Origin of the sequence: Polynucleobacter sp. MG-27-Goln-C1 (assembly GCF_018881905.1) — a bacterium.
GTDB lineage: Bacteria > Pseudomonadota > Gammaproteobacteria > Burkholderiales > Burkholderiaceae > Polynucleobacter.
In genome coordinates this window covers 350,614-373,350 of sequence record NZ_JACVPM010000001.1, presented here as the reverse complement: position 1 = coordinate 373,350, position 22,737 = coordinate 350,614, and the positions used below count along the sequence as shown (strand labels likewise).

The window sequence follows — 22,737 nt, the reverse complement described above, 5'->3', positions numbered from 1 at the left end:
CTGAACCCACCCAATACAGACTCCATGAATAACATACTCACTTCATTCGCCGATTTCCCTTTTGTACTACTGGCGCGGGATACCGCCTGGGGAATTGCCTGTTTGATTGTCATTCTGATGTTTCATGGCAGCGCCATCAACCACCTGTACATGCGCTTCGAGCGTTTGACCCGGAGCAATATCAAGCTAACTCAATACAACCGGGTTTTCTTTCATTTTTATGCAACCTTTGTATTTCTTGCCTTGATTCACTTATTAGAGATTCTCCTTTGGGCGGTCTTCATTATTGGCCTTGAAATCATGAAAACTCCTCTTGCTGCAGTTCTCTTTGCAGGCAGCTGCTACACAACCGTAGGTTTTGAGTCTGACACATTGGTTGATGGCTGGAAAACCTTTGCATTTTTCATCTCTTTTAGCGGCCTCTTTTCATTGGCATGGACCACTTCCATCATGATCGGCATGACCACGGCTTATAAAAACGCTTGGGACCAGAAATATCGTAATACCAGCGTCTACTAGGCAAATCCAATCGAATTGCTGCAATTTGGGATGATTGGGTGTATCATTAGGGTTAACCCTTAAGGAGCTCACCATGGCACATTCAAACTCAGTACAGTTTCACCAGGCACCCGCTTTTAGCTTTAAGCCTTTATTTGCAATTAAAGACTTCTTTGCTTTGTTGGCAGCTGCATTTAGCGAAGCTAAAGTAATGGAACAGAAATCACGTAAAACTAGCGGAAATTGGTAATTTATAGCTGATTTACCCCTGTTTTAGGCCATTTTTGGTCAGTTTTATGAAATAAGCCTCCGGTCATTTGGAGGCTTTTTCTTTTATAGGCTCTAGCGTTTGATGTAATACCCATAGACACAGCGTGAGCCGCCCCGAGAAGGGTTATGTGTATCTTCAATCACTCCATTAATTACCGCACTTAAGTGCTTGGAAACCTTCACTATTAGCCTGCCTGAGGGCAGCTCATTGGCCAGCATATGTACCTGGCAGCCTGCCCCAACCTTCATGGTGGGAACCCAATCAAAACCGTGACCCAGAATGTAGTCATGAAAGACGTTGCGGTGATTGCCATTTCGAGGTGAGGCACCCTTAGCATTGAGCCTTCTGGCCAACTTATCCTTTCTTTGCTCCGCATAGACTGCATTGGCGGCACGTAGATCTTCATAGACCTGCATGTAGGGCAACTCAGTTGCAATCGCGATAGCACGAACCACGCAGTCACCAGCCCCACCCTTAAAACCTGCCGCCTCCCTACCCCCGTCATTGAGTTGAAAACCCAACGCCTGCCCACGAGCAGTTGTCAGTCTGGCAAAGGGGTTTAAAAAGCTAAACATGGGATGGCTGAGAGCTTAAGTAAGTTGCAGACCAAAGAAAAATGGACTTGCCTCGCGACAAATCCATTTGATCTTGAGAGCAAAGAACTGAGGGCTTAAGCGTGAGCTTTCTTCACTTCCAAGCGCCATGCATGAAGCAAAGGCTCGGTATAACCATTCGGTTGCTCTAGACCTTTGAAGATCAGATCGCTAGCTGCTTTATAGGCATAAGAGTCTTTGTAATTCGGCATCATTGGCTTGTACAAAGCATCGCCAGCATTTTGACCATCAACTACTTTGGCCATACGCTGCAATGTCTCATTCACTTGAGCTTCAGTCACGATACCGTGTAATAACCAGTTAGCAATGTGCTGACTTGAAATACGCAAAGTAGCGCGGTCTTCCATCAAGCCTACGTTATGAATATCAGGCACCTTAGAACAACCAACACCTTGATCAATCCAACGTACTACATAACCCAAGATGCCTTGGCAATTGTTGTCCAATTCTTGCTGAATTTCTTCCTTAGACCAGTTGGCTTTTTCCACCACTGGAATGGTCAACAAATCATCAATCAGGGCTTCAGCTTCAGCAGCAGTATCTAACTGCTCCATCTCTTTTTGCAATTGCGCTACGTTAACTTGATGGTAGTGCAAGGCATGCAATGTTGCCGCTGTTGGTGATGGCACCCAAGCAGTATTTGCGCCTGCCTTAGGGTGAACAATCTTCTGCTCAACCATGGCCTTCATCAAATCTGGCATTGCCCACATACCTTTACCGATTTGAGCGCGGCCACGCAAGCCACAATCCAAACCAGCCAGAACGTTACGACGCTCGTAAGCAGATAACCACTTACTGGTCTTCATGTCGCCTTTGCGCATCATTGGGCCTGCATGCATAGCTGTATGCATTTCATCGCCAGTGCGGTCGAGGAAGCCAGTATTAATAAAGGCAACGCGCGCACCTGCTGCAGCAATCGCCGCCTTAATGTTGGCGCTCATACGACGCTCTTCATCCATGATGCCTAGCTTTACAGTATCTGCTGGCAAGCCTAGCAATTTCTCAACACGGCCAAAGAGTTCAGCAGCAAAGGCAACTTCTTCAGGGCTATGCATTTTTGGCTTAACGATATAGACAGAGCCTTTACGGGTATTACCGATTGCCTGAGTTGCAGGACGGTTAATGTCATGCAAAGCGATCAATACAGTAACTACTGCATCCAAGATACCTTCATAAATTTCTTTACCGTCGCCAGTGATGATTGCTGGGTTAGTCATCAAGTGACCAACGTTACGGAGGAATAACAAAGAGCGACCATGTAAAGTCACAACGCCGTCTTTAGCATCAACAGCGCCAATGCCGGCAGTGTATTTACGGTCTGGGTTTAATGTGCGAGTAAAGGTTTTGCCACCCTTGCTAACTTCTTCAACTAATGTGCCCTTGAGAATGCCCAACCAGTTTTCATAAGCAAGGACTTTGTCATCGCCATCAACTGCAGCAATTGAATCTTCCAAATCCAAAATGGTAGAAAGCGCTGCCTCGAGTACAACATCGTTTACACCAGCAGCATCGCTAGCACCAATGGTTTTGCTCTTATTGATTTCGATATCAATATGCACACCGTTATTGCGCAAGAGAACTGAAGAAGGTGCAGAAGCATCGCCTTGATAACCCACAAACTGCTTCTCATCAGCAAGGCCGGTTTTGCTACCATCCTTCAGACTCACAACTAACTTATTGCCATCCACTGTGTACGCGGTAGCATCTGCATGCGAACCTTTGGCCAGCGGTGCAGATTGATCTAAAAATTTGCGAGCAAAGGCTACAACCTTAGCGCCACGAATCGGGTTGTAAGCACCAGCTTTAGTTGCGCCATCATCTTCAGAGATAACGTCAGTACCGTAGAGAGCATCATACAAAGAACCCCAACGTGCATTAGCAGCATTCAATGCATATCGCGCATTGAGAACTGGAACCACCAATTGAGGACCAGCTTGAAGAGCCAATTCATCGTCAACGTTCTTAGTGGTGCCTAGAACTTTTCCTGGCACTTCATCTAAGTAGCCAATCTCTTTCAGATGCTTGCGATAAGCAGGCATATCTTTGATTGGACCAGGATTGGCTTGGTGCCACTTATCCAAATCCAATTGCAAGCGATCGCGCTTAGCCAACAAAGCTTCATTCTTTGGGCCTAGGTCTTTAACGATTTCGTCAAAACCTTTCCAAAAGTCAGCGCTTTTAATCCCTGTACCAGGCAAAACTTTATCTTCAATAAAGCGATACAACGGTGTAGCCACTTGCAGGCTATTGCATTGAGTACGTGCAGTCATCTAAAAACTCCGAAACAAATAGGTAAATTAAATATATAAAAAGTTAATAAAAGAAATCTTATTAACCCTTGAAAGGATGTTGCAGAAGAATCGTTTCATCACGTTCAGGTCCTGTTGAGACCATAGCGATCGGCTTTCCTGCAACTTCTTCGATACGACGCAGGAACTTCTGTGCCTCTATTGGGAGTTTGTCCCATTCACGAATACCAAAAGTGGTTCCCTTCCAACCCGGGAAATCCTCATAAATCGGCTCACAGCGCGCAACAGCTTCAGCGCCACGCGGTAATACATCTAATTTCTGACCATCTAGGTTGTAGCCAACGCAAAGACGAATAGTCTCAAAGCCATCCAATACGTCAAGCTTAGTAATACACAAGCCAGACAAACCATTGATCTGAATAGAGCGCTTCAATGCAGCAGCATCTAACCAACCAGTACGGCGTGGACGACCAGTAACGGAGCCAAACTCTTTACCTACTTCAGCCAAACGAACGCCAACGGGATCTTGCTTCGCTGGATTATCAAAGTCATACAACTCACTTGGGAATGGACCTGCGCCAACACGTGTGCAATAGGCCTTTGTAATACCCAAGATGTATTGCAATGAATCTGGGCCAACGCCAGATCCGGCAGCCGCATTACCAGCTACACAGTTGCTTGAAGTTACGTAAGGATAGGTACCGTGATCGATATCGAGCAAAGTTCCTTGCGCACCTTCGAATAATAAATTTTGACCGGCCTGCTCTGCAGCATATAAAGCGCTAGAAACATCGACCACCATTGGCTTAATGCGTTCCGCATAAGACATGGCTTCTTCTAAAGTCTTTTGGAAATCTACCGGCTCAGCACCGTAGTAGTTTGTGAGCATGAAGTTGTGATATTCCAAGTTCTCACGCAATTGCGCGGCAAACTTTTCTGGATAAAACAAATCTTGTACACGTAAGGCGCGACGTGCGACCTTATCTTCATATGCTGGTCCAATACCGCGGCCAGTAGTGCCAATCTTGGCATTGCCACGTTTTTTCTCACGCGCATGGTCAATCGCTACGTGGTACGGAAGAATTAATGTAGTTGCTTCAGAAATCTTCAAACGAGATTGAACATCCAATCCTGCAGCTTCTAGCTCACCAATTTCTTTAAAGAGCGCTTCTGGAGAAAGTACTACGCCATTGCCAATGTAGCAAATCACGTTCTTATGCATGATTCCAGAGGGGATCAAGCGCAGAATCGTTTTCTTGTCGCCAATGATCAAGGTATGACCGGCATTATGTCCACCCTGAAAACGCACCACTGCTTGAGCATGGTCAGTTAACCAATCCACCACTTTGCCCTTGCCCTCGTCACCCCACTGGGTGCCAATGACAACGACGTTACGACCATGAGCTTGTTGCTTTGAAGACATAATGAAATCCAAAAGGTAATTACAGAATTAGTACGTTATTAATAAAGCGAGTTATTTCTTTTTCAGTTCCCATGAGCTGCCCTGCTTTACTAGCTCACGATCACAAATATATTCAGCGGTTTCTACAGCGTCGCCATCCATCGCTTGTATGACTACCTCACCAGCATTACGCAATTCAGCAATCTTGTTAGCTAGAGTGGCGTCCACGATCCAAGGCGCAACGATGGCGGGCTTTCTTTGGGCTATAGGTGCAAGATTGGCGAGAGTCAATAAATCCATTGAAAAGCCAGTGGCAGGACGAGGACGTCCAAATGCTTGACCAACATGATCGTATCTACCACCACGGGCTATAGGCTGAGGAAACTTATCCACATAAGCTGCAAACATCACACCGCTGTGATATTGATATCCACGCAAATCAGCTAAATCGATACTGAGTTCAACCTGATTAGGCAAGGCAGCAATTGCAGCAGCAAGCTTTTCCAATTGAGCTAAGGCTTCATCAATCAACTTGTGTTTTGGCAAAGACTTTTTAGCGTTAGCCAACACTTGTGCGCAGGGTCCATTTAATTCTGTGAGTGCCATTAAAGCTTCGGCAGATTTAGTCGGAAGGCATTTAGCCCAAATAGCCAAGCGTGGTCGATCCTTGCTTTGCAGCAAGCTATAGAGCGCTTCGATATCACCCTTCTCAAGACTTTGCCCATCCAAGATTCCTGCAAGCACACCAGCATGAGAGAGATCTAGGTAAACCTTGTTTAAACCAGCGACACTTAAAGTCTGCAATAGTAAGGAGACCGCTTCAAAATCCGCTTCCCAACTTGCGCAGCCATAAATTTCAGCGCCGAGTTGTAATTCTTCACGAGCGGAACTACCTACAGGGGTACGGGCGTGTGCAATAGAACCTGCGTAGCAAAGACGAGTTACACCCTTGCGATTGAGTAAATGGGCATCAATGCGAGCCACTTGTGGAGTCATGTCTGCACGCAGACCTAATGTACGACCAGATAATTGATCAACCAATTTGAATGTTTGCAAATTGAGATCTGAACCAGTGCCAGTTAGCAAGGAATCTAAGAACTCCAAAATCGGAGGAGCAACCAGCTCATAGCCATAGGACTCATACAAATCCAGAATAGCACGACGCAGAGACTCTACCTTACGAGCCTCAGCTGGTAAAACATCAGCAATATCTTCAGGAAGTAACCAACGATTCATGATCTGAAATATTCACTTTCAATTTTTTTTGTGCAAGAACTTAAAGAACTCGCCGTTAGGCTCAACCACCATGACATCCTTCTTATCTTTGAAGGAGCTGCGGTAAGCCTCGAGACTCTGATAGAACTGTGCAAACTGTGGGTCACGACCGAAAGCTTCTGCATAAAGCGCAGTGGCTTTTGCATCGCCTGAACCTTTAATCTTTTGTGCATCACGATAAGCTTCAGCCAGAATCGTGTCACGTTGACGCTCAGCATTTGCGCGAATCTTGTCTGATTCTGCTGCACCAGTAGAGCGAAGCTCATTGGCAACGCGTTTGCGCTCTGCTTCCATACGGCGATAAACAGAATCACTGATTTCAGCGAGCAAATCTACGCGCTTGAGTCGGACATCCACAATTTCTACACCGATATCTGAAGCATCATCAGCTACCTTCTTGCGAATACCTTGCATTACCTCTTCACGCTGATCAGAAATCAACTCACGTACAGTCCGTTTGGTGAACTCTTCGTTCAAGGCAGAGCGAACCAACTGAGTTAAACGATCTTGCGCCAAGCGCTCATCACCTTTAAAGCTGATGAAGAATTTACGCGGATCCACAATGCGCCATTTCACATACGAATCCACCAAGAGATTCTTCTTCTCAGCAGTAATAAAACGTTCTGCTTCAGGGTTGTCGATTGTGAGAATACGGCGATCAAAGAAACGCACGCTTTCGAACGGCGCTGGATATTTGATTTGCAAGCCAGGTTGCTCGATCACACGAACAATCTGACCAAAAGCAAAGACAACAGCAAAGTTGCGTTGATCAACAATAAAAACGCTGGATGCCAGAACATATGCAAGAGCTATTAATCCAGCAATGCTAGCTAGGAGACGATTTGCATTCATTATCTTGCCTCCCGATCACGACTACGTAAGCCATCACGTTTATCAGCAGTATTTGCAGATCCAGAACTCGGAGCGGCAACACTAGGTGAGCTTGCGACTGGCGCCGCAGGATTACCTGTTGCACCACCGACTGTTACGGAACCAGTTGGTGTAGTCGCAGGTGCTTGGCCTGTTGCTACTTGAGCACTCTCAGCACTCACTTGAGCGACCAACTTATCTAGTGGGAGATAGAGCAGGCTATTGTTTTTAGTCGTGTCCACCAAAACTTTAGTGACGTTGTTATACATCTCGCGCATGCTATCGATATACATACGATCACGCGTCACGCCGGGCGCTTTTGCATATTCCACAAACACTTGTTTAAAGCGGGCAGCATCACCTTCAGCTGTAGCCACTACACGCGCCTTATAGCCCTCAGCCTCTTGAATCAAACGAGCTGCTGTACCTTTGGCGCGCGGAATAATGTCGTTTGCATAAGCTTGACCTTCACTCTTTAAACGCTCTTGGTCTTGCCCTGCTTTTACAGCATCATCAAACGCAGCTTGTACTTGCTCTGGGGGCTGAACGTTTTGAACGGTCACGCTGGTTACATAAATGCCAGTCTTGTAGCTGTCTAAAATTTTCTGGATCGAGTTTGCGAGATCAATACCGATCTTCTCGCGCCCTTCGTACAAGACGGTATCCATCTTGCTACGAGCAACGATTTCACGAACGGAGGTCTCTGCCGCTTGAACCACTGTGGCATCAGGATCGCGATTATTAAACAAATAATCAGTAGGATCTTTTAATCTGTATTGAACTGCGAAGCGCACGTCAATAATGTTCTCATCTTCGGTCAACATCGAAGAATCTTTTTGATTGGTTGCCTTAATTAATGTTGGGCGACCCACCTCTACAGATCGCACGCCAGATAAATTAACCGTCTCTTGAGATTGAATTGGCCAAGGCATGCGCCAGTTAATACCGGGCTTAGCGGTGTAATCATATTTACCGAAGGTAGAGATCACTCCAGCTTGGCCTTCTTGGATAATGAAGAAGCCGCTAAAGATCCAAACTAATAGCACGCCACCAGCAGCCAATAAGACGGTAGCTTTAGAGCCAAAAGGATTGGTGAAATTGAAATTAGGGGCACTCATACCACCGCCGCCATTACCGCCGCCATTACCGCCATTGTTACCACCGCCATTACCACGCTGAGATGGCGGAGGAATATCAGTGCTATTCGGTTTATTGGCTGGCTTGCTTGAAGTTGCGCCGGGTTTTTTCTTGCCGCCAAAAATTCCACTGAGGCGGTCATTGAAATCACGCCACAGTTCATCCAAATCTGGGGGGTCATCAGGCTTAGCTGGCTGCTTATTTGGCTGAACTTCTACCGGCTTTTCAGCATCAGGATTACTCGGTTCAGCTTGAGGGGATTGATCGCCACCCTGCCCACCTTTGGCATCTTTGGATCCACTGCCTGGTTGACTATTGCCCCAGCCTGGATCATTGACCGAAAACAGCTCAAGAAATTTACGCATCGTTTGGTGAATATTTTCGGTTGGGAATCGGATTAAATTCAGAAGTCTCTGGTCGTTCGGGTAAAGGAGCTAAAAACTCGTCTGGGGCCATTTGGACCTTGGCACGATTCTGCTCGACCCTTATTCTATCAGTCATTTGAGAGCATTCGGCGAGGGCTGAACGCAATAAATCCAGGCCTAGGCCAGTCTTGGCAGAGAGGAAAACCTGGCTCGGAATTCCCTCAGAATCGCGGACCAGGACTGCACCTTCCGTAAAGGTCTGGGGCATCTGGTCAATTTTGTTCATCACCTCAATTCGAGGGATGTCGTCAGCGCCGATTTCCCGTAAAACAGCCTCTACTTCGGCCTTTTGCTCCCTTGCAACTGGGCTACAGGCGTCAATGACGTGCAAAATCAAGTCCGCATGGATGGTTTCATCCAAGGTGGCCCTAAACGCTTCTACCAACTGGTGAGGCAATTCGCGGATAAATCCAACTGTATCCGAGACCACAATGGAGCCTACGCCATCTATATGGACCTTGCGGGAGGTGGTATCCAGGGTCGCAAATAGCTGATCTGCGGCATATGTCCCTGCTTTTGTGAGGGAATTAAACAATGTGGACTTACCAGCATTGGTATACCCAACCAGGGATACTGAAAAGACATCCTTGCGATTGCGAGCCCTTCTTTGGGTTCTTTGCTGGCGCTGGAGCTTCTCAAGCTCTGTTTCTAGACGCTTGGCCTTAGTTGCCAGCATCCGTCGATCAAGCTCCATCTGGGTTTCACCAGGGCCACCGCGTACACCGATACCGCCTCGTTGACGTTCCAAGTGGCTCCAGGCACGTACTAAACGAGACATGCGATAGCGCACTTGAGCCAGCTCAACCTGAGTTTTACCAATATGGCTTTGCGCTCTTTGACTAAAGATATCCAAAATCAGGCCCGTACGGTCCATGACATGAAAGCCAATATGGCGCTCGAGATTGCGTTGCTGTGTTGGAGATAGCGGATGGTTAAAGATGACCAATTCGGCACCTTGCTCTTCCATCACTTTTTTGACTTCATTTGCCTTGCCTGAGCCAATAAATAAAGCCGGGTCAGTTTTACCCTTACGGGCAATCACACTAGTTGTAGGTATGGAGCCAGCACTCTCAGCCAAAAGGCTGAGCTCTGCCATGCTGTCCGCAAAATCCTCGCGGCCTGTATCGACTCCTACTAGAACGGCACGCGCCGCATCTACGCCTGTTTTATACAGAGCTAACTTCTTCCGTACGGAACTCCACTGCACGAGCAGGAACAATCGTGGAAATGGCGTGTTTGTAAACCATCTGAGTCACGGTATTGCGCAAAAGGACTACGTATTGATCGAAAGATTCAATATTGCCTTGCAGCTTGATGCCGTTAACAAGATAGATGGAGACAGGAACATGCTCTTTGCGCAAAGCATTGAGGAAGGGATCCTGTAGCAATTGGATTTTGCTGTTATTCATACTGCTCCTTATTGGTTTTTATACGCTGCTTCTATTTTGGGAGTCTTGCTTTTTTTATTTATCAATCTGCTGCTTGCTGCTGCTTGCTGCTGCTTACTGCTGCTGTCTACCTCCAACATAAGGGGTCTGATATTGAAAAATCAAGCCCCTCCGTCTAAAACATAGTTCAAACACAATTAAAGCTATATCGCTATTTTTACTTCTTTTTGCCTTTTTTGCCTTTGTCCGCATCAACATAGGGGTTTTTGGCTGTATTCATCTGAATGCGCAATGGGGTGCCGCGTAACTTGAAGACTTCTCTAAAACGACCTTCTAGGTAGCGCTTATAGCTATCAGTAACCCCGCTCAAGGATGTTCCATGAATCACCACAATAGGGGGGTTCATACCACCTTGGTGGGCATAGCGTAATTTTGGACGACCCATACCCACACGCTTAGGCTGCTGGTGCTCAATCGCCTCCTGCAAGATACGGGTGAGCTTAGGCGTTGGTAATTTCGCCATCGCTGCAGCGTAAGCGAGGTCAACATCTTTAAATAACTCTTTAAGGCCGGTGCCTTTTTTAGCTGAGATGGGGTGTACGTTTGCAAAGTCGAGGAAGCGCAACTTTTGAGCAATCTCTAAACGCGCACGCTCTTTAACGTAGGCATCCAAACCATCCCATTTATTGACAGCAACAACCAATGCACGCCCTGCTTCCACAATAAAGCCGGCGATATGTGCATCTTGCTCTGAAATATCCTGTTGGGCATCGAGCATCAAGATGACCACATTGCAATCGGCAATCGCTTGCAATGTTTTTACAACTGAGAACTTCTCAATTGCCTCAAATACTTTTCCGCGGCGGCGCAAACCTGCGGTATCAACCAAGATATAAGGTTTGCCATTGCGCTCGAAAGGAACTTCAATTGCGTCGCGCGTTGTACCTGGCATATCAAATGCAATAACGCGTTCTTCACCGATCAATTTATTGATCAAGGTGGATTTACCGACGTTAGGACGCCCCACTACCGCAATCTTCATTGGGCGATTAGGGTCGTTTTCTTGCTCTTCTGGTTCCGGCTCTGGAACGCCTAAGGAATCCAAAGCATCATCGATCAAGCCACGCACGCCATCACCATGTGCTGATGAAATCGGGAACGGCTCACCAAGACCCATTTCATGGAAGTCTGCAGTAACTACGCCAGCTTGCATACCTTCGGTTTTATTCACCGCTAGGATGACTGGTCTACCTGTCTTGCGCAAGAAATCGGCAATCACACGGTCTTGCGGTGCCATACCCAAGCGGCCATCCACCAAAAAAATAATGATGTCGGATTCAGCTACAGCTTGCTTGGTTTGCTTGGCCATCTCAGCAACGATGCCGGTCTTAGCTACCGGCTCAAAACCGCCAGTGTCTACGCAAATAAATGCACGTTCACCAATACGGCCTTTGCCGTAGTGACGATCGCGAGTTAAACCCGAGAAGTCGGCAACCAAGGCATCACGGGAACGCGTTAAGCGATTAAAGAGTGTCGATTTACCAACGTTAGGACGACCGACAATAGTAATTACTGGATTCATTTTGGACTGTACGCCGCTAGTTTGCCACCTTGAGATTGAACCAAGATGAGGCCATTCACCGCAATCGGTGCGGCTGTGATTGAACTACTGTCATGACGAATGCGTGCCAGCATTTCACCATTCGCTTGTGAAAGTGCATGCACATAACCCTGTGCATCACCTACGAGTAATACTTTACCAACCGCCATCGGCTCACCAACATCCCTAAATGTCAGCTGCGTGTTTTCCCAAACTTGTGAGCCATCCTTGACTGCAAACGCAGTGACATAGGATTTTTCATTGGAGGAGAAAACGAGATCAGGACTTTGTGCTGTACCAGTAAAGCTTGAGTAATCTTTAAACCATAAAAGGTTTCCAGTACGCGCTTGACCGCAACCTACACGACCCTGATAAGAAACAGCGCAAATAATTTCGCCTTCCATACTTGGCTTAGCAGTCACATCATTAAGGCGTTCAATTTCAGAGAAGCCTTTTGGAAAGGAGACTGGGGTTTCCCAAACTAGACCACCGTTTGCAATGGCGATCATGCCAAAACGACCACCAGAAAATCCAGTCACAATGACCTCATTACCAATCGCCAGCATGCCGTAACCTACGCGCAAAGACAGTGCAGATTGTTGACGTTGATAAGTCCACTTACGCACACCCGTCTGCGCATCAAAACCAATAAAGCGGTTATCCAACGCGCGGATGATGACTACGCCACCTGCAACCACTGGCTCAGATAACACTTCACTGCCAACGCTAACATTCCAGATAGCCTTGCCGGTATCGTCGTAAGCATAAACAGTGCCTTTGGTGGTGACTACCGCTGTAGTGCGACCGTCAGATCCAGGGCCAATAGACAAGCGATCTGGCACTGATACTTCCCACAACTTTTCACCGGTACGTAAATCAAGCTTAGTGAGATTTCCGCGATGAGAAGCGGCATAGACCGCATCACCCGCTACCGCAGGATGAAAGTTAAATGTCTCAGATGAACCGACGCTGGTTGACCATACGGGAGTTAAGTCAAATTGATTGGTAACCGGGACGAGCTCAGCAGGCTTGCGTACACGTGAGCCACCAGAACAAGCCGTTAAGGCCAGCACCACAGAACCCAATATGAGGGTTGTAGTTGCTAGTTTTGCTACACGTTTGCAATCCATCATCACTGAGCTACTCCTCCGACGGCATCCAATTTAACCTTCAAGAGACGACGCGACTCTTCAGGGAATTCTTTTGCATCATTCAACTGCTTCCATGCAGCCTCATAACTCTTGCGGGCATCTGCCGTGTTCTTTTGAGCCAAATACCAATCGCCGCGACGCTCTAACCACAATGCCTCAAAGCCTGAGACAGGCTTTTCTTTCAGAATGGCATCCGCTTCCGCAAAATCTTTTTCAGTACCCTGCTCTATCAATTGCGCTGCCAAACGTAATTTAGCTAAAGCCAAATAACCCTGGTCAGAAGAATTCTTAGCAGCCCAACGTAAATAATCCATGGCCTTTGCTGAGTCACCCGCATCAGATGCAATCTTCGCAGCTACCAAGCTAGACATGGCTGCATAAGGGGTGCCAGAAAACTGCTTTTGCAAATCATCAGCGGCGCGCAAGGTTTGATCTTTATCACCCTTGTTAATTGCGGTAACCATCGTCTCGTATAACTGAGAAGCAGCTGCAGCTTGGCTAGTGCGCCACCATTGGAATCCACTATAGGCTGCATAAGCAAATAAAGCAGCAGTCACAACACCGGTAATCAGGTTGCGATACTTTTGCCAGAATGCTTTAAGTTGATCTACTTGTTCTTGTTCTTCTAGGTCTAAAGGCATGTCAATCCAAGCTAATAAATACAGTTTTTAATATTAATGTCTTAATTCTATTCGGTGGCGCCAACTATGGCATCAATTACAGCCTCTACAAGGCTATCTAGCGCTACAGCCTTTTGTTCGCCGCTGCTACGTAAATCCTTGAGCTGAGCCTCATTTTTAGCCAATTCATCCGGCCCAATAATGACTGCATAGGCAGCCCCGCTCGCATCTGCCTTCTTCATTTGTGACTTAAAGCTGGCAGTTTGGCCATCTGGAGGGCAAAAGAGGACAACATCGATACCGGCATTACGCAGGCGCTCGGCAATGATCATGGCAGCATTCAAGGTTTCGCCACCCTGGTGAATTACAAAGGCATCGCACTGAGCTTGCGGTTCTGGCAAGGATCCCGAAACCTTCATCAACTCCAAAACACGTTCCATACCCATGGCCCAACCGCAAGCTGGAGCAGCTTTACCACCCATGCGCTCGATCAAGGGGTCATAACGACCACCACCAGCAATCGTGCCCTGAGCACCTAACTCTTCGGTAATCCACTCAAAAACAGTCAGGTTGTAGTAATCCAAACCGCGAACTAAGCGGGGGTTGATCTTGCAGGGAATGTTGTTTGCCTTGATTAATGCCTGAACTGCCTCGAAATGCTTGAGTGACTCTTTGCCTAAGAAATCCAATAACTTTGGCGCGCCTTCAATCAAATCCTGCATTGCTGGATTTTTAGAATCCAAGATACGCAATGGGTTCGTTAGCAAGCGACGTTGCGAATCTTCATCGAGCTGCTCTTTATTTTTCTCGAAGTACGTTACCAAGGCGGCACGATGCTCAGCACGCTCAGGGGCTTGCCCTAAAGAATTAATCTCTAGACGCACACCCTTTAAGCCCAGCTCATCCCATAGGCGCTGACCCATCAAAATGATTTCAGCATCAATATCGGGGCCGGCAAAACCCATCGCCTCAATACCAAATTGATGGAACTGGCGATAGCGACCACGTTGTGGACGCTCATGGCGGAACATCGGCCCCGTGTACCAAAGACGCTTTGGTCCTTCATAGAGAAGATTGTTTTCAACTACAGCGCGAACTACAGCAGCAGTACCTTCTGGGCGCAATGTGAGTTGCTCACCATTCAGGCGATCCTCAAAGGAATACATTTCCTTTTCAACGATATCGGTTACTTCACCAATACCACGCTGGAAGACTGCAGTCGCTTCCACAATCGGAGTGCGCAAGAACTCGTAGCCATAAGCACGAGTGAGATCACGCAAGACATGCTCTAAATGCGTCCACTGCGCAGCATCAGCCGGCAAGAGATCATTCATGCCGCGAACGCCATTAATCTTCTGGATCTTTTGTGTTTTAGCTGGATTAGCTTGGTTAGCCTGGTCAGTCATGATGTGCGCTTCAGTTCTTCTTTGTTGTTCTTATTTTGCTTAATTTATTTCGGTGCGTAATTCTGATTCACGTACTCATCCACAATCACCTGAAACTCTTGGGCAATGTTCTCACCACGCAAAGTCTTTACTTTGACGCCATCCACAAAGACGGGGGCTGCTGGAGTCTCGCCAGTGCCGGGCAACGAGATGCCAATATTGGCGTGCTTGCTCTCCCCCGGACCGTTCACGATACAGCCCATGACGGCAACATTCATTGCCTCAACGCCTGGGTGGGTTTTTTTCCAGACCGGCATTTGTTGACGCAGGTAGGACTGAATGTTGGCAGCCAACTCTTGGAAAGTCGTGCTTGTCGTTCTACCGCAGCCAGGACAAGCAATCACCATGGGTGTGAAATTACGCAATCCCATGGTTTGCAAAATCTCTTGCGCCACAATAATTTCGTTCTCACGTGGCGCGCCAGGATCAGGTGTTAAAGAAACGCGGATCGTGTCGCCAATACCCTCTTGCAACAAGATGCCCATTGCCGCTGTTGAAGACACAATGCCTTTGCTGCCCATGCCTGCTTCTGTAAGACCCAGATGTAATGGGTAATCAGAGCGACGCGAGAGATCGCGATACACAGCTACTAAATCTTGCACATTGCTTACCTTGCAAGACAGCAAAATTTGATTGGGGTTCATACCGAACTCCACAGCCTTTTCTGCAGACTGCAATGCGGATTGAATCAATGCCTCAATCATCACTTCTTGCGCAGTCTTGGGGACTGGCAAGGCTGCATTGGCATCCATAATGCTAGCGAGCAAGTCTTGGTCTAGGCTGCCCCAGTTCACACCAATCCGAATCGGCTTGTCATATTTACAAGCGGCTTCGATCATTTGTGCAAATTGCGGATCGCGTTTTGCGCCCTTACCTACGTTACCCGGATTGATACGATATTTGGATAAAGCTTTGGCGCACTCTGGATAGTCATTTAATAAAGTGTGGCCGTTGTAATGGAAGTCGCCAATCAATGGGACCAACACATCCATCTTGTCCAACTGCTCACGAATATAAGGCACCGCTTCAGCTGCGGCTGGCGTGTCTACCGTAATACGCACCATCTCTGAACCGGCACGCGCCAACTCTTTCACTTGAATTGCAGTAGCCACTGCATCAGCAGTATCGGTATTGGTCATGGATTGGACGCGTACTGGCGCATCGCCACCAACAGTAATGATGTTCGTTTTCCAGGCAACCGTTGCCTGGCGAGTAGCTCTCTTAGGTGATGGGCCTAAAGGGAGCTTTGGAAGATTGTGAGATGAATTACTCATTGGACTTGTATTCTGAAATCAGTCGTCTAATCTTTTGAGCCATTGCACTGGGTGCTCGGCTTGATACTCTTGCTCTTCTTCATCTTCGAGCTCTTGAGCATCATCATCTAAATCATGCTCTATTTTTTTGTCATGTACCGCACGCTCACGCACTCTAGTGCGATCGACTACGTCACCTGCTAACTGGCCACAGGCAGCAGCAATATCATCACCACGGGTTTTACGAACAGTAGCCACTATGCCAGCGTCTAACAATATGCTGGCGAAAGCATGTACACGTTGCGCTGTTGAGCGCTTTAATCCAGATTCAGGGAATGGATTAAATGGAATGAGATTGATCTTGCACTTGATGTTCGCCAATAAGCGCACCAACTCTTTTGCCTGAATGTCAGAGTCATTCACGCCATCGAGCATGCAGTATTCAAAGGTTAAGAAATCCCTTGGGGCAAAAGGCAAATACCGTTCGCACGCAGCAAGTAATTCTCTTAAAGGATATTTTTGATTTAGCGGAACCAGTTGATCACGCAGCTTGTCATTCGGTGCATGCAATGACACTGCCAATGCTACTGGGCAATCTTGTGCCAAGCGATCGATCATCGGCACGACGCCAGAAGTCGATACGGTCACACGGCGACGTGATAAACCATAAGCCCTGTCATCGAGCATTAAACGCAAAGCAGTCACAACATTGTCATAGTTGAGCAAGGGCTCACCCATACCCATCAAGACCACATTCGAGATCACACGACCGGTGTGCTCCCAGCCTGGTGTTGGGTATTTTTCAATTCGGCGAACTGCATTCGGATCGGTGCGGAGTAAATGCTCAGCAAACCAGAGCTGGCCAATAATTTCACCAGAGGTCAGGTTACGCGAGAATCCTTGATGCCCTGTTGAGCAAAAACGGCAATTGACTGCACAACCGGCCTGAGAGGAGATGCACAAGGTGCCACGATCATCTTCAGGAATAAATACAGACTCCACAGCATTACCAGCGCCAACATCTAGCAACCATTTACGGGTGCCGTCTGCTGCATGCTCATCTTTAATTACCGGGAGAGAAAGGACTTCTGCTTTATCGAGCAGTGTTGCTCTAAAGCTTTTTGCTAAGTCACTCATGTCGTTGATGTCAGAAACACCACGTTGGTGTATCCACTGCATGAGTTGCTTCGCCCTAAAGGGCTTTTCATTCAACCCCGCGACATACGCTGCCATTTGGTCAGCGTCAAAATCTAAGAGATTTACGCGCGGGGAGGTCAATGCGCCTACTTATGTATTAAATAGGTTATTCGTTAACAATCGTGAATTAACGATTGAAAACGTTCATGCCAGCGAAGAAGAATGCAACTTCGACAGCAGCAGTTTCAGGAGCGTCAGAGCCATGAACAGCGTTTGCATCGATGCTGTCAGCGAAGTCAGCACGGATAGTGCCAGCATCAGCTTTCTTAGGATCAGTAGCGCCCATCAAGTCACGGTTCTTAGCAATTGCGCCTTCGCCTTCTAATACCTGAATCATTACAGGACCAGAAATCATGAAGCTCACCAAATCTTTAAAGAAAGGACGTGCAGCGTGCACAGCGTAGAACTGCTCAGCTTCAGCTTGTGACAAATGCGCCATTCTGGACGCAACAATCTTCAAACCAGCAGATTCAAAACGGTCATAGATCTTGCCGATGACGTTTTTTGCAACAGCATCTGGTTTGATGATAGAAAGGGTGCGTTCGATAGCCATGTAAAACTCCAATAGTGATTTCAAAGATTTTGCTGAAATTGGCGCCAATTTGGACCCAGGGTGAACTTCTGCCCTATTTCCTACAACGCGCCAGGAATTCAGCGACCCCCGAATTATACATCGCCTGACCGTATTTACCCTGATCTGGGCGTAGCTAAGCCATTGAATTTACAGGGCATAACCCTTTAACTTGTAGTCCTTTTCATGGGGGGCTTGAAATTAGCCCATTTTGTCTATACTTACTGACAACAGCCCCTTGTGGGCTCGTGTATTAACTATGAAAAAGGAGTCAATATGAGTGATCTCAACTCTTACGGCTTTGGGCAAACCAGCTCGATTAGCACCCCACAGATACGCAACCGCGTACTTCGCAATACCTATGCCCTTTTGGCGCTCTCAATGGTCCCTACTGTCATTGGCGCATGGCTTGGCGTTGCATTTGGGCTTAACTTCATGGCGAGCAGCCCTTTTATGGGTTTCATCGTCTTTATGGCAATCGCCTTTGGCTTCTTCTGGGCAATTGAGAAAAACAAAGACACCGGAGCTGGTGTTCTGCTGCTTTTAGGCTTCACCTTCTTCATGGGCATCATGATGTCCGGCTTGGTGGGCTACACACTCAATAGCTACAGCAATGGCGCTACCTTAATCATGCTGGCTTTTGGCGGCACAGGTGCAATTTTTGCTGTGATGGCAACCATTGCTACCGTGAGCAAGAGCGATTTCTCAGGCATGGGTAAATGGTTGATGGTTGGCGTACTGCTCTTGATCGTGGCTTCATTGGCCAACATCTGGTTGCAGTTACCTGCCTTGATGTTGACTGTGATGGTTTTGGCAATTGCGATCTTCTCGGCCTTCATCTTGGTTGATGTCCAGCGCATCATCAATGGTGGCGAGACTAACTACATCATGGCTACTTTAGCTATCTACCTAGATGTCTATAACGTCTTCACCAACTTGCTCGCACTCTTGGGTATTGTGGGTGGCAATAGAGACTAAGTATTGCTTCAAGCTTCAATAGAAAAGGCACCCTCGGGTGCCTTTTTCTTTATCTCGATACTTGCCTGTTCATTCCTCAGGGTCTTTCAAATACCGCCATCGACTCCACGTGTGAAGTGTGAGGGAACATATTGACGATGCCCGCACTCTTGAGGACATAGTCCGCTTGATGGCAAAGGATGTCAGTATCTCTAGCTAGCGTCTTTGGATTGCAAGAGACATACACAATGCGCTGCGGTGGCAAGTCACTGCGCTGCTCATGCAGTAAGGCTAGCGCTTGGCAGATCTCCATGGCGCCTTCACGCGGAGGGTCCATTAGCCAGCGCTCAGCTTTGCCCCATGAGGCAATTGTTTCTGTTGTCACTTCAAACAAATTGCTTTGCATGAAGCTGACTTTATCGGCGAGCTGATTGTGTTCCGCATTGGCTTTGGCTCTAGTGGTCAGGCTTTCTAAGCCCTCGATACCTAATACAGTTTTTGCTCGTCTTGCGAGCGGCAATGTGAAATTACCAATACCGCAGAACAAGTCGAGGACTCGATCACTTGGCTTCACTTCCAGCAAGCGAATCGCCCTACTGACCAAAGCACGATTCATCATGTGATTCACTTGCGTGAAATCCGCCGGCTTAAACGGCATCTCGATTTCAAATTCGGGCAGGCGGTAACAAAGCTTGCCCGTTAATGGGTAGAACGGAGCAACGGTTTCAATGCCTTTAGGCTGCAACCACACCCAGACTTGATGGGTGTCTGCGAAGTCTCTGAGCAGTTGTTCATCAGCTGGTGTTAAAGGTAGGAGGTTTCTGAAAACCAATGCAGTGACTGGCTTTGATTTTTTTGGATCATCCGAATTGGGATCCTCTGGTTCGCCTACAGCAATCTCAATCTGCGGCATGCGATCGACAATGGATAAGCCCATGACCAATTTACGCATTTCTGGAAGCAGATCGGAAACGTGTTTAGGCAAAATCTCGCAAGCAGTCATGTCAGCAACATAACCACTCTTCCCTTCATGAAACCCAATCAGCACGGTGCCTTTTTTGATCGAGCGATTAACCGCACTTAAGCGCGCGCGATGACGGTACTCCCAAGCGGGACCACCCATGGGGCGAAGAATTTCTTCGGGGGCGACTTTTGCTATGTGCTTGAGATCATCCTCAAGTACACGCTGCTTCATTGCAACTTGCGCCCGTATATCCAAGTGTTGCATGGTGCAACCACCACAAACCCCAAATGCTTTGCACTTGGGTTCAGCTCGAAATACTGCAGGCTTGAGGATGTCGAGTACCTTGGCCTTACTGAAACGGGCTTTGTCACGTGTGATGACATAGGTAACGAGCTCAGTTGGCAGTGCCCCCTGAATAAAAATGACCTTACCACTTTGGCCCTCGGCAGCCTCTGCTTCATTCGGAGCTAGGCGTGCAATGCCTTGGGCATCTAGATCAAGGGAGTCAACTCGTACTGGCTCAGTCACAACGATATGGACTGGCTTTTCACCTCTACGCATCGGGAGCGAAATCCAAGAGGTATTCTTGCCACTGCTCGCCATGCGGCTCTTTAGATTCTTTTTCTAAATAGGCTTTAACGAAAGTGATTTCTTCTTTGTACTCTTCTAATGAGAAGCCTCCACGCATCAACTGAAAGCGGCAGTACATCAAGTAGGTATTAACAACGTCGGTTTCGCAATAGCGACGGATCTCATCAATCCTGCCTTCTTGATAAGCAGGCCAGACTTGACTGCCATCCATGCCCATCTTGCCCGGGAAACCGCAGAGCTTTGCCAATCCATCTAAAGGCGCATTGGCGCGACCATTAAATTTAGCCAGTAGGTCCATTAAGTCGAGATGACGCATGTGATAACGACTAATGTAGTTATTCCACTTAAATTCGCGGCTATCGTTTTCTTGACTCTCACCCATCTCCCAGTAGCGCGGTGCTTGCACATGGTTTGCTAATGCGCGGTAGTGCAGAACTGGCAGATCAAAACCACTGCCATTCCAAGACACTAACTGGGGGGTATATTTTTCAACGAGCTCAAAGAAGGTCTGTATCAATACCTTCTCATCATCTTGAGGGTTGCCCAAGGTTCCCACCTTTATTTGCGGTGAGCCATCCTTGGTTGTTCTGCGTATGACGCAGGAGATAGCGCAGATACGCTGTAGATAGAGTGGCAAAAACTCGCTACCTGTTTTCTCAGCGCGCTCTGCCATCGCTTTAGCAGCGACTTCACTATCTGACAATGTATCAGGATAGTCATTGAGGCGACGTAGTCCAGCTACATCCGGAATAGTTTCAATATCGAAGACGAGAACCGTTGCCATACTTAAATCACTAGCAATTTATTGATGGCGATTACTGCAAGTATGGCGTTGGATTTACTGGCTTGCCATTCACGCGGAGTTCGAAGTGGAGCTTTACCGAAGTAGCATCGGTATCGCCCATCTCAGCAATCTTCTGCCCTTTCTTTACCGTGTCACCTTCTTTAACCAGAAGTGTACGATTATGAGCATAGGCTGTGAGATAGGTATTGTCATGCTTGATGATGACTAGATTGCCATAGCCACGCAAGCTGTTGCCGGCGTAAACCACTTTTCCATCTGAAGCTGCGGTCACAGGATCGCCTAACTTACCGGCGATATCAATGCCTTTGTTCTTGTCATTGAACTCTTCAGTTATTTTGCCTTTAGCTGGGGATGACAAACGAATTCCAGGCTCAGCAACCATTTCTTTTGGAGCTTCTGGTTTTGGTGTATCTGCCTTGGCAGCATCAACCTTTGGCGCATCTGTTTTTGCAGTATCAATATTTGTTGGCGGCTTGGCGACTGGTTTTACCGCAGACTTAGACCCTGCTGGTGGCTTCACTAATATCAAATCCCCTACTTCAATCTGATTGGGGTTCGACATATTGTTCCACTGCGCCACATCGCGAGGAGATTGACCGTTATCCAATGCAATCCGAGCCAAAGTATCACCACGCTTCACACGATAGTAACCAGGAGGCGTAGGCTCACTGTTTCCATTGGTGCGATCAACGACATTCGCTGGCTTAGCTCTTGGAGTCGTTGAACAACCCGTATTGAGCACCAGGGATGCAATTGCTGCTAGCAATAAGAAGTATTTAGGCAAGGTATTCATTGGGTTTTTCATACTACCCCTGATTGTAAGGGGACAAAAAAGACCTCGTCCAGAACGGTTCTTTGATAGCGCTGGGAGCTCATCCGCTCCACCATGATCAATTGCTGCTCTTTCTCATTTTTGGCCACTGGGGCGACTAAGCGCCCGCCAATGGCCAATTGATCTAGTAAGGCGTCTGGAATACCTAAGCCTGCTGCTGCCAGAATAATTCCGTCAAATGGAGCGGCTTGGGGCAAACCTAAGATGCCATCCCCGTAGATCAGGCGCAGATTTTTAATCCGAAATGGGCGCAGTTTTTCTCTAGCCATATCGTGCAATGGACGAATACGCTCTATGGAATACACCTCATCTGATAGCAAACTGAGTACTGCTGCTTGGTATCCACAGCCGGTACCAATCTCCAATACTTTGCCTAGCGACTGCTTGGGCTTATGCAATAGCTCGATCATGCGAGCCACTACAGATGGCTTAGAAATCGTTTGTGAATGGCCAATTGGTAAAGCGGTATCTTCGTAAGCTTGAGGATGCATACCTGCATCCATAAATGCATGGCGTGGAACAGTCGCAATCGCTTCTAATGTTTTGCCGTGCTTAATCCCAGCAGCGAGTACTTTCGCTGCTAAGGCTTGCCGATGACCGGCATTACGCTCAGCGGCTGGCC

General features: G+C 47.5%; 21 protein-coding genes and 1 pseudogene. 3 read left to right on the top strand and 19 right to left on the bottom strand.

Annotated features, from left to right (window positions below; translation table 11 throughout):
* The first annotated feature begins 24 nt into the window (after positions 1 to 24).
* Positions 25 to 519, top strand: coding sequence for a hypothetical protein (locus tag ICN14_RS01950; RefSeq protein ID WP_216224434.1), 495 nt, complete (start codon positions 25 to 27; stop codon positions 517 to 519).
* A gap of 73 nt (positions 520 to 592) precedes the next feature.
* Positions 593 to 748 carry a hypothetical protein gene (locus ICN14_RS01945; RefSeq protein ID WP_215333306.1) on the top strand — a complete coding sequence of 52 codons (156 nt, stop codon included), beginning with the start codon at positions 593 to 595 and terminating at the stop codon, positions 746 to 748.
* A gap of 92 nt (positions 749 to 840) precedes the next feature.
* Here the strand turns inward: ICN14_RS01945 and ICN14_RS01940 are convergent, their stop codons facing one another.
* The 15 genes from ICN14_RS01940 to ndk form a co-directional block, all read right to left on the bottom strand.
* Positions 841 to 1,344 (bottom strand): hypothetical protein, encoded by a 504-nt coding sequence (locus ICN14_RS01940; protein ID WP_216224433.1) that lies wholly within the window; start codon positions 1,342 to 1,344, stop codon positions 841 to 843.
* Between the two features lie 95 nt (positions 1,345 to 1,439).
* The gene (locus ICN14_RS01935; protein ID WP_216224432.1) at positions 1,440 to 3,653 is read right to left on the bottom strand and encodes a malate synthase G; all 2,214 of its coding nucleotides are present in this window, start codon (positions 3,651 to 3,653) and stop codon (positions 1,440 to 1,442) included.
* A gap of 61 nt (positions 3,654 to 3,714) precedes the next feature.
* Positions 3,715 to 5,055 carry an adenylosuccinate synthase gene (locus tag ICN14_RS01930; RefSeq protein WP_216181013.1) on the bottom strand — a complete coding sequence of 447 codons (1,341 nt, stop codon included), beginning with the start codon at positions 5,053 to 5,055 and terminating at the stop codon, positions 3,715 to 3,717.
* 51 nt (positions 5,056 to 5,106) lie between these two features.
* Positions 5,107 to 6,270, bottom strand: a complete 1,164-nt coding sequence (locus tag ICN14_RS01925) for an ATP phosphoribosyltransferase regulatory subunit (RefSeq protein WP_216224430.1) — start codon at positions 6,268 to 6,270, stop codon at positions 5,107 to 5,109.
* A gap of 18 nt (positions 6,271 to 6,288) precedes the next feature.
* Entirely contained in the window at positions 6,289 to 7,161 is an 873-nt protein-coding gene (gene hflC / locus ICN14_RS01920) for a protease modulator HflC (RefSeq protein WP_216224428.1), read from the bottom strand.
* On the bottom strand, positions 7,161 to 8,681 hold the full coding sequence (gene hflK / locus ICN14_RS01915) for an FtsH protease activity modulator HflK (protein ID WP_216224426.1): 1,521 nt from the start codon (positions 8,679 to 8,681) through the stop codon (positions 7,161 to 7,163). Before hflK ends, hflC begins: the two co-directional genes overlap by 1 nt.
* Positions 8,674 to 9,948, bottom strand: coding sequence for a GTPase HflX (gene hflX / locus ICN14_RS01910; protein WP_370624795.1), 1,275 nt, complete (start codon positions 9,946 to 9,948; stop codon positions 8,674 to 8,676). The genes hflK and hflX overlap by 8 nt, the downstream gene beginning before the upstream one ends.
* Positions 9,908 to 10,150 (bottom strand): RNA chaperone Hfq, encoded by a 243-nt coding sequence (gene hfq, locus ICN14_RS01905; RefSeq protein WP_114653200.1) that lies wholly within the window; start codon positions 10,148 to 10,150, stop codon positions 9,908 to 9,910. Before hfq ends, hflX begins: the two co-directional genes overlap by 41 nt.
* A 196-nt stretch (positions 10,151 to 10,346) precedes the next feature.
* A complete protein-coding gene (gene der / locus ICN14_RS01900) occupies positions 10,347 to 11,711 on the bottom strand; it encodes a ribosome biogenesis GTPase Der (RefSeq protein ID WP_216224424.1) in 1,365 nt (454 codons plus the stop codon).
* Positions 11,708 to 12,862, bottom strand: coding sequence for an outer membrane protein assembly factor BamB (gene bamB / locus ICN14_RS01895; RefSeq protein WP_216224422.1), 1,155 nt, complete (start codon positions 12,860 to 12,862; stop codon positions 11,708 to 11,710). The genes der and bamB overlap by 4 nt, the downstream gene beginning before the upstream one ends.
* Positions 12,862 to 13,521, bottom strand: coding sequence for a tetratricopeptide repeat protein (locus ICN14_RS01890; RefSeq protein ID WP_216224421.1), 660 nt, complete (start codon positions 13,519 to 13,521; stop codon positions 12,862 to 12,864). Before ICN14_RS01890 ends, bamB begins: the two co-directional genes overlap by 1 nt.
* Positions 13,522 to 13,568: 47 nt before the next feature.
* Positions 13,569 to 14,906 (bottom strand): histidine--tRNA ligase, encoded by a 1,338-nt coding sequence (hisS, locus tag ICN14_RS01885; protein WP_216224419.1) that lies wholly within the window; start codon positions 14,904 to 14,906, stop codon positions 13,569 to 13,571.
* Between the two features lie 44 nt (positions 14,907 to 14,950).
* On the bottom strand, positions 14,951 to 16,219 hold the full coding sequence (ispG, locus tag ICN14_RS01880) for a flavodoxin-dependent (E)-4-hydroxy-3-methylbut-2-enyl-diphosphate synthase (protein ID WP_216224418.1): 1,269 nt from the start codon (positions 16,217 to 16,219) through the stop codon (positions 14,951 to 14,953).
* An 18-nt stretch (positions 16,220 to 16,237) separates the two neighbouring features.
* Positions 16,238 to 17,431 carry a 23S rRNA (adenine(2503)-C(2))-methyltransferase RlmN gene (rlmN, locus tag ICN14_RS01875; RefSeq protein WP_216224973.1) on the bottom strand — a complete coding sequence of 398 codons (1,194 nt, stop codon included), beginning with the start codon at positions 17,429 to 17,431 and terminating at the stop codon, positions 16,238 to 16,240.
* Positions 17,432 to 17,522: 91 nt separating this feature from the next.
* The gene (gene ndk, locus ICN14_RS01870; protein WP_015421250.1) at positions 17,523 to 17,948 is read right to left on the bottom strand and encodes a nucleoside-diphosphate kinase; all 426 of its coding nucleotides are present in this window, start codon (positions 17,946 to 17,948) and stop codon (positions 17,523 to 17,525) included.
* Between the two features lie 294 nt (positions 17,949 to 18,242).
* Between ndk and ICN14_RS01865 the strand changes: the two genes are divergently transcribed.
* The gene (locus tag ICN14_RS01865; RefSeq protein ID WP_216224417.1) at positions 18,243 to 18,944 is read left to right on the top strand and encodes a Bax inhibitor-1 family protein; all 702 of its coding nucleotides are present in this window, start codon (positions 18,243 to 18,245) and stop codon (positions 18,942 to 18,944) included.
* Positions 18,945 to 19,020: 76 nt separating this feature from the next.
* Here the strand turns inward: ICN14_RS01865 and rlmD are convergent, their stop codons facing one another.
* From rlmD to ICN14_RS01845, 4 genes and pseudogenes are all read right to left on the bottom strand, one after another.
* Positions 19,021 to 20,448 (bottom strand): 23S rRNA (uracil(1939)-C(5))-methyltransferase RlmD, encoded by a 1,428-nt coding sequence (gene rlmD / locus ICN14_RS01860; RefSeq protein ID WP_216224972.1) that lies wholly within the window; start codon positions 20,446 to 20,448, stop codon positions 19,021 to 19,023.
* On the bottom strand, positions 20,441 to 21,262 hold the full coding sequence (locus tag ICN14_RS01855) for a 3'-5' exonuclease (protein ID WP_216224416.1): 822 nt from the start codon (positions 21,260 to 21,262) through the stop codon (positions 20,441 to 20,443). The genes rlmD and ICN14_RS01855 overlap by 8 nt, the downstream gene beginning before the upstream one ends.
* A 31-nt stretch (positions 21,263 to 21,293) precedes the next feature.
* Positions 21,294 to 22,088, bottom strand: a complete 795-nt coding sequence (locus tag ICN14_RS01850; protein WP_255535921.1) for a peptidoglycan DD-metalloendopeptidase family protein — start codon at positions 22,086 to 22,088, stop codon at positions 21,294 to 21,296.
* Positions 22,085 to 22,708: pseudogene (locus ICN14_RS01845) on the bottom strand (protein-L-isoaspartate(D-aspartate) O-methyltransferase); the annotation flags it as partial. The pseudogene ICN14_RS01845 and the gene ICN14_RS01850, both read right to left, overlap by 4 nt.
* Between the last annotated feature and the right edge of the window lie 29 nt (positions 22,709 to 22,737).

What these genes read in the sequence shown, in the direction of transcription:
- rlmN (WP_216224973.1), bottom strand. Translation starts at nt 17,431, where the DNA reads ATGGCAGCGTATGTCGCGGGGTTGAATGAAAAGCCCTTTAGGGCGAAG.
- ICN14_RS01865 (WP_216224417.1), top strand. Translation starts at nt 18,243, where the DNA reads ATGAGTGATCTCAACTCTTACGGCTTTGGGCAAACCAGCTCGATTAGC.
- ICN14_RS01855 (WP_216224416.1), bottom strand. Translation starts at nt 21,262, where the DNA reads ATGGCAACGGTTCTCGTCTTCGATATTGAAACTATTCCGGATGTAGCT.
- hfq (WP_114653200.1), bottom strand. Translation starts at nt 10,150, where the DNA reads ATGAATAACAGCAAAATCCAATTGCTACAGGATCCCTTCCTCAATGCT.
- ndk (WP_015421250.1), bottom strand. Translation starts at nt 17,948, where the DNA reads ATGGCTATCGAACGCACCCTTTCTATCATCAAACCAGATGCTGTTGCA.
- ICN14_RS01925 (WP_216224430.1), bottom strand. Translation starts at nt 6,270, where the DNA reads ATGAATCGTTGGTTACTTCCTGAAGATATTGCTGATGTTTTACCAGCT.
- hisS (WP_216224419.1), bottom strand. Translation starts at nt 14,906, where the DNA reads ATGACTGACCAGGCTAACCAAGCTAATCCAGCTAAAACACAAAAGATC.
- ICN14_RS01850 (WP_255535921.1), bottom strand. Translation starts at nt 22,088, where the DNA reads ATGAAAAACCCAATGAATACCTTGCCTAAATACTTCTTATTGCTAGCA.
- ispG (WP_216224418.1), bottom strand. Translation starts at nt 16,219, where the DNA reads ATGAGTAATTCATCTCACAATCTTCCAAAGCTCCCTTTAGGCCCATCA.
- ICN14_RS01950 (WP_216224434.1), top strand. Translation starts at nt 25, where the DNA reads ATGAATAACATACTCACTTCATTCGCCGATTTCCCTTTTGTACTACTG.
- ICN14_RS01890 (WP_216224421.1), bottom strand. Translation starts at nt 13,521, where the DNA reads ATGCCTTTAGACCTAGAAGAACAAGAACAAGTAGATCAACTTAAAGCA.
- ICN14_RS01945 (WP_215333306.1), top strand. Translation starts at nt 593, where the DNA reads ATGGCACATTCAAACTCAGTACAGTTTCACCAGGCACCCGCTTTTAGC.
- rlmD (WP_216224972.1), bottom strand. Translation starts at nt 20,448, where the DNA reads ATGCGTAGAGGTGAAAAGCCAGTCCATATCGTTGTGACTGAGCCAGTA.
- bamB (WP_216224422.1), bottom strand. Translation starts at nt 12,862, where the DNA reads ATGATGGATTGCAAACGTGTAGCAAAACTAGCAACTACAACCCTCATA.
- hflK (WP_216224426.1), bottom strand. Translation starts at nt 8,681, where the DNA reads ATGCGTAAATTTCTTGAGCTGTTTTCGGTCAATGATCCAGGCTGGGGC.
- hflC (WP_216224428.1), bottom strand. Translation starts at nt 7,161, where the DNA reads ATGAATGCAAATCGTCTCCTAGCTAGCATTGCTGGATTAATAGCTCTT.
- ICN14_RS01930 (WP_216181013.1), bottom strand. Translation starts at nt 5,055, where the DNA reads ATGTCTTCAAAGCAACAAGCTCATGGTCGTAACGTCGTTGTCATTGGC.
- der (WP_216224424.1), bottom strand. Translation starts at nt 11,711, where the DNA reads ATGAATCCAGTAATTACTATTGTCGGTCGTCCTAACGTTGGTAAATCG.
- ICN14_RS01935 (WP_216224432.1), bottom strand. Translation starts at nt 3,653, where the DNA reads ATGACTGCACGTACTCAATGCAATAGCCTGCAAGTGGCTACACCGTTG.
- ICN14_RS01940 (WP_216224433.1), bottom strand. Translation starts at nt 1,344, where the DNA reads ATGTTTAGCTTTTTAAACCCCTTTGCCAGACTGACAACTGCTCGTGGG.